Raw genomic sequence first — 12,591 nt, 5'->3', positions numbered from 1 at the left:
AGGTTCAACGATCTCGGCTGATCGTCTGGCCGTCGGCGATGGCGGCCTGGGCGGCGGCCAGTCGGGCGATCGGGACCCGGAACGGGGAGCACGAGACATAGTCCATGCCCACCTTGTGGCAGAAGGCGACCGATTCGGGGTCGCCCCCGTGCTCGCCGCAGATGCCGACCTTCAGGTGTTCGCCGGTCTTGGCCTTGCGGCTCTCGCGGCCCTTCCTGGTCCCCATCTCGACGAGCTGGCCGACGCCGGTGGCGTCGAGGGTCTGGAACGGGTCGACCTTGAGGATCTTGCCGTCCAGATAAGTCGGCATGAACGACGTGATGTCGTCGCGGCTGAACCCGAAGGTCATCTGGGTCAGGTCGTTGGTGCCGAACGAGAAGAACTCGGCCTCCTCGGCGATCTGGTCGGCCGTGAGGGCGGCGCGGGGGACCTCGATCATGGTCCCGATCAGGTACTCGACCTTGGTCCCGGCCTTGGCCATGCACTCCTCGGCCACCTTGATCGTCCGCTTCTTGAGGAAGGAGAGCTCCTCGACGGTCCCGACCAGCGGGATCATGATCTCGGGGAGGACGCTCTTGCCCTTCTTCTGGACGGCGATGGCGGCGTCGATGATGGCGCGGACCTGCATGTCGGCGATCTCGGGGAAGAGGATCGCCAGCCGGCAGCCCCGGAGGCCGAGCATCGGGTTGGCCTCGTGCAATTCGACGACCCGGCGCTTGACCTTCTCGATCGGGACGCCCAGTTGCTTGGCGACCTCGGCCTGGCCGGCTTCCTCGTGCGGGAGGAACTCGTGGAGCGGCGGGTCGAGCAGGCGGATCGTGACGGGCAGGCCGTCCATCGCCTCGAAGAGGCCCGCGAAGTCGTCGCGCTGGTAGGGTTCCAGGGCTTCGAGAGCGGCCTTACGCCCGGCCTCGTCGTCGGCGAGGATCATCTTCCGCATGTCGACGATCCGCTGGTCGTCGAAGAACATGTGCTCGGTCCGGCAGAGGCCGATCCCCTCGGCTCCGAACTCGCGGGCCTTCAGGGCGTCGGCGGGGCTGTCGGCGTTGGTCCGGATCTTCATGGTCCGGAACTTGTCGGCCATCTCCATCAGGACGGCGAACTCGCCGCCCATCTCGGCGTCGATGGTCGGGACCTTGCCGAGCATCACGTCGCCGGTGGTGCCGTTGATCGTGAGATAATCGCCGACCTTGATGGTCTGGCCGCTGATCTCGATCGAGCCGGCCTTCTCATTGATGGCCAGGGCGGCGCAACCGACGACGCAGGGCTTGCCCCATCCCCGGGCGACGACCGCCGCGTGGCTGGCCTTGCCGCCGGTCGCGGTCAGGATCCCCTTGGCCAGGTGCATCCCGGCGACGTCCTCGGGGCTGGTCTCCTTGCGGACCAGCATGATCGGCACGCCCGGGTGCTTCTCGGCGTGCTCGATGGCGGCCTCGGCCGAGAGGACCACCACGCCGGCCGCGGCGCCGGGGCTGGCGGCGATCCCCTGGGCGATCGGCTTGGCCTTGGCCTTGGGGTCGAGGCCCGGCAGGAGGAGGTGGTTCAGGCTGTCGGGCGAGACGCGCTGGACGGCCGTCTTCGCGTCGATCAGCCCGGCCTTGGCCATCTCGACGGCGATCCGGACCGCCGACGAGCCGGTCCGCTTGCCGGTCCGGGTCTGCAGCATGTAGAGCGTACCGTCCTGGACGGTGAACTCGATGTCCTGCATCTCCTTGTAATGCTTCTCGAGCTTCTCGCGGATGCCCATCAGCTGTTCGTAGACCTTGGGCATGTCGTCGGCGAGCCGGCTGATCGGCTCGGGGGTCCGGATGCCCGCGACCACGTCCTCGCCCTGGGCGTTGATGAGGTAATCGCCGTAGAAGACGTCCTCGCCGGTGTTCGGGTCGCGGGTGAAGGCGACGCCGGTCCCGGAGTTGTCGCCCATGTTGCCGAAGACCATCGCCTGGACGTTGACGGCGGTGCCCTTCAGGCCGGTGATCTTCTCGATCCGGCGATACTCGATCGCCTTGTGGCCTTCCCAGCTATTGAAGACGGCCATGATCGCCGCCCAGAGCTGTTCCTTGGGGTCCTGGGGGAAATCCGACCCCGTCCCCTTCTTGTAGACCGCCTTGTACTTCTGGACCAGCAGCTTCAGGTCGTCGCCCGAAAGCTCGGTGTCGAGCTGCACGCCCCGGTCGTGCTTGAGGGTGTGCAGCTCGTGCTCGAAGAGTTCGTGCTCCACGCCCATGACGACCGAGCCGAACATGTCGATCAGGCGCCGATAGCCGTCGTAGGCGAACCGGACGTTGCCGGTCTTCTTGGCCAGCCCTTCGGTGGAGGCGTCGGAGAGGCCCAGGTTGAGGATCGTGTTCATCATCCCGGGCATCGACATCGCGGCGCCCGATCGGACGCTGACCAGCAGGGGATCGGAGGGGTCGCCCAGCCTGACGCCCATCTGCTTCTCGACCTCGGCGATCGCCGCCTCGACCTGGGGCCGGACGGCCTCGGGCAGCTTCTTGCCGTTCTCGTAGTAGGCCGCGCAGACCTCGGTGGTAATCGTGAATCCGGGGGGCACGGGGATGCCGATCACGCTCATCTCGGCCAGATTGGCCCCCTTGCCGCCGAGCAGGGCCTTCATCTCGGCCTTGCCTTCGGCCTTGCCCCCGCCGAACGTGTACACGTACTTGTGCGAATCGGACATCGGTCGTGCGAACTCCCTGGTTACCGGATCGCGAGGGGCGAGGGCGTCGGCCCGGCATCCCTGACCCGACGCCGACCACTCTCGTCGATGATATTTGCGCCAAACTCTGGAATGGCACAACCTAACGCCCCGGGGGGGCGGGCGTCAAGGTGCCGGCGGGGTCGAACCGTCGCCGGAACGATCGGCACCGACCAGGAGCCGGGTGTCCGGATGGAGGGCTTTCCAGTCCCCCCAGTTCACCGAGGCCACCCGCCCGAGCCGGGGGAGTATCGCCCCTTTCCGAGGCCCGGAGATGGAGGTCATCGCCCCAGCTCGCTCGACCCAGAGGCTTTCGGTCTCGCGGTCGTAGAGCAGGGGCCGGTAACCGACGAAGTAGCCGCTCTGCCCCATCACCACGGGCCGGCCCTCATACTCGGAGCGGAAGACGGTCACCTCTTCCTCGATCGGCGTGAAGACCACCAGGACCGGCCGATCCTGATAACGGTCGTTGATCGCCACGACCTTGTCGAGTACCCGGATCGGGTAGGCCGGCGGCTCGGCATCCCCTTCCAGTCCGACCACCCGGGCCTCGTCGGGGACGCGATCCCAGCGACGACCGCTGCCCTGTTCGTAGATCGGGCGGTCGATGGTCCGGATCGTGTCCCGGCCGATCGGAATCGAGAGGTCCCCGATCTCGACCTCATCTCGGCCCACCTGGAACCATCGATGCCGGTCGCCTCGAAAGCCGGCCCAGAGCAGCGTATGCTCCCCCTGGTCCTGGTGCCATTCGAGGGGCCGGGCCGCCAGGCTCGGGTTGGGGCTGATGTCGACATAGCCGATCACCGCATTAGATCGCGCCGAGACCTCGTCGACCTTCAGACCTCGATACTCGTCCCAGAGTGAGAGCCCCTGACCGCCGATGAAACCGACGATTGGCAGCATCGCCACGCAACACAATCCACGGGTCAGGTACTGCCAGAACATACCCAGGCGCGTCGAGGGACGCTGGCCCGAGGGGTCATGGTCGCCTTGAGCCATGATGAGGCTCCTTCCGGGTTGAGAGGGTCCGATTCGGCGAGCGGAAGACGGGCGGAGTTGTCCGGTTGGTTATCACGCGCGACCGGATCGTCGTCAATCGTCGTGGATTAATTTCGATGCCGAAGGGTGGGACACTTCCTGGGTGGCATAATCTCCCGAAGCTTACGCATGGCTCTTCCGATCAACAGACTGTATGCAAGCAAGACGCCAGCATCCCAGGCTCGACATGGCCCCCCAACCCTCCAGGATGAGATGAGGAGATCATCGAACGGTCGGGATGGCCCGGTTCTCGATGCTGCCCGATCATCCGAGGTCTCGACCGGACGCGAACAATGACCGGGGCGAATCCACCGAGTTCGCCCCGGAAAGTATGCTGATCGACCTCGCGAGGTCGCGAAAGTTCGGGGGAGATCTCTCGGACTCCGCACCTACACCACCGCGAGGCCGCACCCATGATCGTCTCCGATGCCCGACTGGCCGCGAATCGCCGGAACGCCCTCAGGAGCAGCGGGCCGAAGACCGAGGAGGGCAAGGCGAAATCCCGCGCCAACGCGTTGAAGCATGGGCTCTGCTCGGCCGTCGTCGTGCCCGAGAGCATCGAAGCCCTCCAGGAGCGGTCCACGGCCTACTATCACACCCTCAAGCCCCAGAACGAGTTCCACTCCTGGCTGGTGAATGAGGTCGCCCTGATCAGCCTGAGGATCGAACGCTGCGAGCGGATCGAGCGGCGAGTCCGCGACAAGATCTCGCTCCGGGCCGAGTTGACCTGGGATGATGAGAGGAAGTCCGAGGCCACTAACCTCGGCGGGATGATCGGCGAGCGTCCCGAGGAAGTGGTGGAGGCCCTCCGGCGGACCCCTCAGGGATGCGAGTGGATGATGAAGCGCTGGGCGATGCTGGCCCATGTGGCCGACGTGAAGGGATGTTGGACCCCCGATCAGACCCGGCTGGCCTTCGACCTGCTGGGCACCCCGACCGAGTTCCGCGAAGGGCAGAAGCCAGGGGCCTTGCTCGACCCCGAAGGGAAAGTCATCGGACTCGCCGACGACCCGGCCGACGTGGCCCGTCGCGAGATCGCCGCGTTGAAAGAGCGCCGAGATTTGGTGGGCGACCTCGACGAGGTGAACCGAGAGCTGGCCCGAGCGGACCTGACCACCGACGAGGACCCCGAGTTGCGTCGGCTCCGTCGCTACGAGTCGACCCTCCACCGAAGGCTCCGCTGGTGCCTGGCGCAGATCAAGTACGAGTCGCCCCACCGAGGCCCGCACCCCGCCCTCAAACCCCAATGGGTGGATCGAATCGAGGCCGAGCCCGCGACTCCCGAATCGGAGTCGCCCCGGGCGCAGAACGAACCCATTTCCGCCCTCGAACCGGAGCCGGATCCCGCGATCGACCTCGAAACCGACGAGGTTATCAGCCCCTTCGAGGCGTCAAACCCCTCGATGATCCTGCCGACGAGGGCCGAGCGACGACTCCAGCAAGCCGAAGCCCGTCGAGAAGCTCGTCAACGCAAGCTCGAACGGCTCCGGGCTTGAATCCGTCGCGGCCCAAAGCCTCGGCGAAGCCTCCCCGGACGATCCTCGGAACCGGGGGCGAGCCAGGCCGCGCCTCGACCTTGTACCTGCGTCATCCTCGCATGGTTGGTATTACACCGAGGGTGAGCCATTCCCGACGGGATGATCGTTCCATTTCAGTCAGTTTCCGACGATGCGAGGAGCGACAGGCTCACTCCTTATTTATGCCCCGCTTCAGTTTATGTTTGCTATCTGATTTCTTGCGTGTGAAATTGGGGGCTCTGGCTCGTCCGCGAGCTTTCCCCCCCAACTTGTGGTCATCACCCTTGCGAGTGGCAGTTTCCATGAGAACCGGACGATTTTTCGGCGTCACGATCCCGATCCTGTTGATGGCGGCCCTGGGGCAGTCCGATGCCCGGGGGGCCGAGGTGGAATCGGCCCACCTGGAGGTTGGACCGCCCTCGAAACTCGTGGTCAACCTGCTCTTCGCGCCGGAGGATCAGGAGATTCGTCTCCAGGTCCGGGCGCTCCGTGTCTCCCGCGACGAATCGGTGGAACCGTCGGCCATCCAGGCCCGCGGTGCCGATCACCGGGATGAGACCGGAGCATATCGGGTCGAACTGGTCGTCCCCCGAGGGGGAGAAGCCCGGCAGGAGCTGGCGATCCCGATCGACCCCGACGAGTTCGACTTGCCGGAAGGAATCTGGGAGGTCGGACTGACCATCCTGGGGCTCCAGGGGGAGGACGTGGTGTTCGTCGCGGCGACCCCGCTGGCCCAGGTCGAGGTCGGCCCGGCCCCGGACCACCCCGCGAAATTCCTCGGGGTGGAAACGGTCCCGAATATTTTCCCGGACGCCCCGATCCCGGCCCCCGATGAGGTCGTCCCCCCCATGGTGACCCTCCCGCCGGACCTGGCCCTGCTCCGACCTTCGCCGCAGGCCCCGGGGAAATCGCTCCCCTTGCCGGTGCCCTCGAAGATGTTGCCGGCCCCCCAGGCCCCGGCCATGGTGATGGGAGCCGGGCAGGCCCTGGGTACCCGGGAGGATATGGGCCTCTTGCAGGCCACGGTCGCGGCGCAGATCCAGCCCATCGATCCGCGCTCCCCATCCGTCAAACGGCTCATCTACTTCGCCACGAACCGGAACCCGATCCCGAACACGGAGGGGGAAGGACTCAATGATCGGTTCGGGAGCGATTTCTCCCCCGGTAACTCGCTGACCTTCGGATCTTGCCTGGTGAACGTCCCGATCTGGATCGACGGCAAGAAGCGACCCAACGGCGACCTCCCGTTGCCGAGTCTCGGCAACCTGTATCGGAGGACGGACAAGGTTTTCTACGTCAACCCTCCGGTCATGCTCGATTGGGAGCTGGTCCGGACGGCCCTCGCCCGGGTCGGCCCGGCGGGGGAAAACGACATCCTGGTGTTCGTCCATGGGTTCAACAATCAGATGGAAGGGGCGATCCTCCGACTGGCCCAGGTGGCGCAGGACACCGGGTTCCTGGGCCGAGCGATCCTGTATAGCTGGCCTTCCGACGGGTCGCTCCTGCTGAGCATGAACAGCTTCCGATCGTTCCCCGAGGGCTCTTACAACCGGGACGGTCGGATGGCCGCCAGCAGCGGAGAACCGCTCGCCGACCTGATCCGCCGGCTGGACCGGATCCAGGCGGCGAAATCCGTCGGCGAGGGTCAGGCCACGCCCCGGGTCCACGTGATCGCCCACAGCATGGGCAACCGGGTCCTGCTGGATGCGATGACCAGCCTCGCGGCCGACCCGATCGAAGGGGGCCGGAAGCCGCTCGGTCACGTCGTCCTGGCCGCGCCCGACGTGGCCACCAACCACTTCGAGGACCAGATTCCCGCGGCCTATCAGGTCTCCGACGACGTGACCCTGTATTTCAACCCGGCCGACTGGGCCTTGCTTTCCTCGCATTACCTATTTACCCGTGTCCCCCGGGCGGGCGAGGATGGGGCTTTTGGGGGGCCAGCCCCCCAGCTCGACCGGGTCGACGCCCGGAAGGCCAGCACCACGATCCTGGGCCACGACTATGCGATGTCCGGTAACCTCCTGCTGGCCGACCTCCAACAACTGCTCCATGACGGACTTCGGGCCTCGAAACGGACCAAGACGCTGAAGGACCGGATCTATCGGCCGGGCGACCTGCCCTACTGGTTGTTCCCGTGAACGGCCGAGGGGGTCGGTGGGGAGTGCCCGGGGTTTCTGGGGTTGTGTTGGCGGAGCAAGCTCCGCCCGGGCAAAGCGGAAGCAAGCTTCCGCACTCCAAGGCCTCCGGCGTCCAGTCTGACTCAATGCGCGCCCCCAGCGGCGGAGCCGCCTTGGAGAGCGGAAGCTTGCTTACGCTTTCAGACCCGGAGCTTGCTCCGGGGGCCAACCGCAGCCGATCGCCGCAACGCCCCCCAGAACCGCTGGCTACACCTACCCGGGGCCCGGGACGGGGTCGATCTTGCCCGGAATTTTCGACTTGTGTACACTTCCCCGTTGAACGTCATTGTGGTTCCCGACCCGGGTCGAGAGGGATCTCGAAGCGCGATGCCGATCCAATTCGCGGTGCTGGCCAGCGGTTCTCGGGGGAATTCGGCCCTCGTGCAGTCGGGCCACGCCGGACTCCTGATCGACTTCGGGCTGGGGCCGAGGGCCCTCTCGTCCCGACTGGACGCGGTCGGATCCGGGCTCGACCGGATCTCGGCGGCCATCCTGACCCACACCCACGGCGATCATGCCAACCCGACCGCGATCGGGATGCTGTTCGCCCGGAAGATCCCGCTCTACTGCCACGAGGGACATCGCCGGGTCCTCGGATCGCGGCCGGGCTTCGAGGCCCTCGACGCCGCCGGACTGGTCCGCCATTACGACGATCGGCCCTTCCTCGGCCCGGGGGGCCTCCGGATCGAGCCGGTGACGCTCAGCCACGATGGCGGGCCGACGTTCGGATTCCGGGTCGAGGGGCGGCCCGAGCGTGGCTCGAAATCGGTAGCCGTGGGGTATCTGGCCGATACCGGCTGCTGGTCCGAGGCGATGGCCGATGCGATGGCCGACGTCGAGGCCCTGGGCGTCGAATTCAATCACGATGTGGAACTCCAGCGCGGCTCGGGCAGGGGTTATCACCTGATCGCCCGGAATCTGGGCGACCGCGGCCATCTCTCCAACGCCCAGGGGGCGGGCCTGGTCTCGGCGATCCTGGATCGTTCCTCGCCCGGCAGGATCCGGGACCTGGTCCTGCTCCACCTGAGCGACCAGTGCAATCGGCCGGAACTGGCCATCCGGGAGGCCCGGGGCGCGATCCGGAGATCGGGCCGAAGGGTCGCGGTCCACGCCGCGCTCCAGTCCGAAGCCTACCCAAACCTCCAGGTCCGACCCGGCGTTCGAAGACGTGTCGTCCCCAGGGCCGCTTTCCCCTGGGAAGCCGCCTGACCCGGCCGAACCCCGACTTTCGCCCCCCAAGGTGCCCCGCCGTGCCGGATTTCTTCCTCAGCGACGTTCACCTCCGGCTCGACGAGCCCGAGCGAGGCCATCGCCTGGCCCGGGTCGTCGACCGTCTCGGGTCGGAAGACACCCTGACCATCGTGGGAGATCTCTGCGACTTCTGGTACGCGGCCCGCCAGTATCGCTCCGACCCGATGGCCTGCGCGGGGCTGGCCTCCCTGGCCCGATTTCGGCAGAGGGGGGGCCCGATCACGATCCTGGCCGGGAACCACGACGCCTGGATCGGGCCGTTCTACGAGCAGGCCCTGGGGGCTCGATTCGTCCCGGATACCCTCGAAGTCGAGATCCAGGGACGCCGGATCCTGGTCGCCCACGGGCACCGCCTGGGGGCCCACACGCCCTGGAAGGAAGTCCTGAAGAGCCGGAGTTTCCTGAACGCCTTCCGGCTCGTGCCCGACCCGCTGGCCGACGCCCTGGGCGCCCTGCTCCGGAAGACCAATGCCCGGAACCAGGACGCCTTCGATCGGAGGGGGCTGGCCGTCTACCGGAGTTTCGCCGATCGCCAGGCCGAGGCCTTTGATGTCGTCATACTTGGACATGTCCACAAGCCAACGAATTCGGAGGGCCGCCCTCGACTGGTGGTGCTGGGCGGGTGGCATCGAAATTCCTGCTATCTCGTCCTCGATGGCGAGACGATCCGCCACGTGATCGAACCCGATGGGTCTTGATTTTCTCGGCACCGATCGCGAATATTTGGTGCAGGTGGTCGTCCTCAGTTGTCGATCACGGAAAATGTTCGAGATTGAGATGGTCTTCGATTTCTCCCGGAAGGACTCGAAATCGTTCTCGTTGGACTTTTGAACCATAGAGGTTGCAAAAGTTTCCAGATGTGGCCAAGATCAATAAGTCAACCCTGGCTCGCTGAATCCCCCTAAAGGCTGAATGCTCGATGATCGGGTTGGTCATCTACCTCGCTCACCTCCTGACGATCCTGCTTCCGGGGCCACCCAGCCCTTCGATCGTACTTTCTCATCAAATTCAGCTCGAATCCTCGGCCTCCGACCTGGTAAATCCTGTCCCCGAAATTCCCGACGACCCAAAATCTCCCCCGAGTTCTCCTTTCGAACTCGTGGCCGACGAGACGGAAGATACGGTCGAGACGAACTCCTATAGTCTTTTTCCCATTCCTCAATCCGACTACCCCATCCCCCAAGGCGTCCTACGCCTCCAACTCGCCTGCGTCGATTTGGATTCTCAATCCCCTTCCAGCCGATCTCCACGCCTACGTTGCTGAATCCATCGGTGGCCTTCGGCTGCTCCCCGCGAGTGGTCAGGGCCTTCGTCCCGATTCGAGCAAGTGCCTCCCCGTACTTGCCGATCGGCCAGGTGGATGATTCTTCACCGAGCGTTCCTCGACCCGGTCTCGTAAAGCTCCCGGAATCTGGCCCATGCCGTGGACCTTATCCGGCCCGCTCACAACTCTGATCGGCCGCGATAATCGAGTCCTGCATAACGTGGGTTGCTCAGGATTTCTCCGGAAAGATCCGCTGGGCACGGCCAAGGGCCAGATCTGTCATCAGGAGCTTTTCTCGATGCTGCGAACGTTCTTCGATAATGTTCTGCACAACCTCTTCAAACCTCTGCTTCTCTTCTTCTACATGGGGTTCCTGGTCCCGATCTTGAGGGTGGAATTCGAGTTCCCCCATATGATCTATCAAGGGCTGACGATCTATCTGTTGGTCTCGATCGGCTGGCATGGCGGGGAAGAGCTGGCGAAGCTGGATAATCAGATCCTTTGGCAGGCCCTCCAGTTCATGGGCCTGGGATTTATCACGAATTTCGTGATCGGCATCATGGTCTATTTTGCGATCCGTTCATTCACGAGGCTTCGAAGAGTCGATGCGGCCACCGTGGCTGGGTATTACGGCTCGGATTCGGCCGGCACGTTCGCGACCTGCGTGGGCGTCCTCAACGGGCTGGTTGCCGCCGGTCAGCTCGAATACAAGCCCGCCGCCTACATGCCGGTGATGCTGGCCGTGATGGAGATCCCGGGCTGCCTCGTGGCGCTCTATCTGGTATCGAGGCTCCGCTCGAGTGGCATGGACGCCCTGGGAAATATGCCGGATGAATTGGGATACGATGCCGACGCGGTCGCGCCGATCGTCGAGAACGGAGAAGGGAATGGATCCAATGGGCACGGAGGTGCGGGAGGCAAACCGAGGGGTACCCCCAAGGGGATCTTCAGCCCCGAGCTGCTCCACGAGGTCTTCCTGAATCCGGGGCTTTTCCTCCTCTTCGGGGGGATCATCATCGGATTCGTGGGCCAGATTCAAGGCTCGAAGGTGGTGGAAGTCGACGACCCGGTTTTCCTCAACCTGTTCCAGGGATTGCTCTGCCTGTTCCTCCTGGAGATGGGGATGACCGCCTCCCGGAAGCTAAAGGACTTGAAACGAGGAGGCATCCCGTTCATTATTCTTGGTGTCGTGATGCCGATCTTCTTCTCGACCTTCGGTATCATCGTGGCCCATGTCTTCAGCCATGTCATCCACCAGGAATTGAGCCTGGGCACATACGTCCTCTTCTCGGTCCTTTGCGGGGCCGCGTCCTACATCGCCGTGCCGGCCGTCCAGAGGCTGGCGATCCCCGAAGCGAGCCCGACGCTCCCGCTGGCCGCCTCGCTCGGCCTGACCTTTACCTTCAACGTGACCGTGGGGATTCCGTTGTATATTGAAATCGCGAAGGCCTTGATGAAGGCCTTCCCGCACGCCTAGTTCTGCTCGAAGGCGAGGGTGGCCGGCCCGGTGGTCCCGGCCTGTGGCTTGACACCGCGTCCCCGGGGGGGAAGACGCGATGTCAGTCATGGGCCGGGACCTCCGGGCCGGACCTTCGCAGGGCCGGAGGGATGGGGATGACCGGAACTCCGATCGGCTCCTTTTCGACACCGGACCTTCCCGGCTCCATCGTTCGACCGATACCGTCTTCAACTCCCCCGGCGCGAGGCAGAGTTTGGTCTTGATCGATGATCCGGTGATTCCCTGGTTCGATCATCACCGCCCGAAGAGCCCGAATTATCCATCATCCGAAATCAACGTTCGCCCGATTCGAGGTCGGCGATCAGGCTTCGCAAGCCTTCATTGTAGGGCTGAATTCCCAGGGCCCGGCGAAAGGTCTGGATGGCCTCGCCCACCTGGCCCATGCGAATCTGAGACTGACCCATGCCGGAAAGGGCACCCACATGGTAGGGGTTGTGCTCGAGCACTTTGCGGCAATCCGCCACGCTCTCGGCGAATTCCCCCTGGAAGAATCGAGCGATCGCACGCTGGTTATAGGCCTCGGCGAAGGCGGGAGCCTTCTCGATCAGGAGGCCCGACTGCTCGATCGCCTGGGCGTACTGGCCTCGATTGATCAGGGCATGGATTCGTTCCAGGGCCTGATTGTTCTCCGGACTATCCGCCCGGAACCAGATCGCCCAGAGGGCATTATCGGCGAGGGTCCGGACCGTCGGATCGGTATCGCGAAGGGCATGCGCGACGGCCGCATTGCAGCCGAAGCCGCCGAAAAGTCCAAGCGCCAGGATCGAGGCCCGTCGGGCCTGGACGTTGCCCGAGTGGAGCAGGCGAGTCAAGGTCCCCTCGTTATACCGGGCCGAGACGCTGATCCGGAAGGATTCGATGTCCTGATTGCGGAGAAAGGCTTCGTAGTAATCGACGAGCACGGACCCGGTGTGGGGTTGTAGCATGCCGGGGGCTCCGATCCGGTGGGAGGCGTGCGAGGCGGGGACTTCGGCGAGAACGAAGGTCGGAACGATGGCCGGGGTGAAGGCCAGCAACAAGGCGCAGGCGTGGGACAGCAAGAGCGGCCGGTCAGGGCCGGACGGAATGGCCTTCGGGCTCGGTGCCGGTCGATCGGCCACGGGTGGGACTCCAACGCGGGCGCT

At 64.9% G+C, this 12,591-nt stretch carries 8 protein-coding genes; 5 read left to right on the top strand and 3 right to left on the bottom strand.

The features are described from left to right. Positions 1–4 precede the first annotated feature (4 nt). Together ppdK and P12x_RS16095 are read right to left on the bottom strand one after the other, a co-directional pair. Positions 5–2,680: a pyruvate, phosphate dikinase gene (ppdK, locus tag P12x_RS16100; protein ID WP_435005323.1), complete on the bottom strand. Its 2,676-nt coding sequence runs from the start codon at positions 2,678–2,680 to the stop codon at positions 5–7. 144 nt (positions 2,681–2,824) lie between these two features. Further along, positions 2,825–3,697: a DUF3179 domain-containing (seleno)protein gene (locus P12x_RS16095; protein ID WP_435005322.1), complete on the bottom strand. Its 873-nt coding sequence runs from the start codon at positions 3,695–3,697 to the stop codon at positions 2,825–2,827. A 452-nt stretch (positions 3,698–4,149) separates the two neighbouring features. Between P12x_RS16095 and P12x_RS16090 the strand changes: the two genes are divergently transcribed. From P12x_RS16090 to P12x_RS16070, 5 genes are all read left to right on the top strand, one after another. Continuing rightward, a complete protein-coding gene (locus P12x_RS16090) occupies positions 4,150–5,232 on the top strand; it encodes a hypothetical protein (RefSeq protein WP_435005321.1) in 1,083 nt (360 codons plus the stop codon). 323 nt (positions 5,233–5,555) lie between these two features. Further along, positions 5,556–7,394, top strand: a complete 1,839-nt coding sequence (locus P12x_RS16085) for an alpha/beta hydrolase (RefSeq protein WP_435005320.1) — start codon at positions 5,556–5,558, stop codon at positions 7,392–7,394. Positions 7,395–7,760: 366 nt separating this feature from the next. Beyond that, the gene (locus P12x_RS16080; protein ID WP_435005319.1) at positions 7,761–8,642 is read left to right on the top strand and encodes an MBL fold metallo-hydrolase; all 882 of its coding nucleotides are present in this window, start codon (positions 7,761–7,763) and stop codon (positions 8,640–8,642) included. A 41-nt stretch (positions 8,643–8,683) separates the two neighbouring features. Beyond that, the gene (locus tag P12x_RS16075) at positions 8,684–9,382 is read left to right on the top strand and encodes a UDP-2,3-diacylglucosamine diphosphatase (RefSeq protein WP_435005318.1); all 699 of its coding nucleotides are present in this window, start codon (positions 8,684–8,686) and stop codon (positions 9,380–9,382) included. An 864-nt stretch (positions 9,383–10,246) separates the two neighbouring features. Then, positions 10,247–11,425 carry a sodium-dependent bicarbonate transport family permease gene (locus tag P12x_RS16070; RefSeq protein ID WP_435011673.1) on the top strand — a complete coding sequence of 393 codons (1,179 nt, stop codon included), beginning with the start codon at positions 10,247–10,249 and terminating at the stop codon, positions 11,423–11,425. 314 nt (positions 11,426–11,739) lie between these two features. Here the strand turns inward: P12x_RS16070 and P12x_RS16065 are convergent, their stop codons facing one another. Then, entirely contained in the window at positions 11,740–12,567 is an 828-nt protein-coding gene (locus P12x_RS16065) for a tetratricopeptide repeat protein (protein WP_435005317.1), read from the bottom strand. Positions 12,568–12,591: the final 24 nt, after the last annotated feature.

Source organism: Tundrisphaera lichenicola (assembly GCF_051175385.1).
Lineage (GTDB): Bacteria > Planctomycetota > Planctomycetia > Isosphaerales > Isosphaeraceae > Tundrisphaera > Tundrisphaera lichenicola.
The sequence above is the reverse complement of the archived record's forward strand: the minus strand, read 5'-3'. Positions and strand labels throughout refer to the sequence as shown.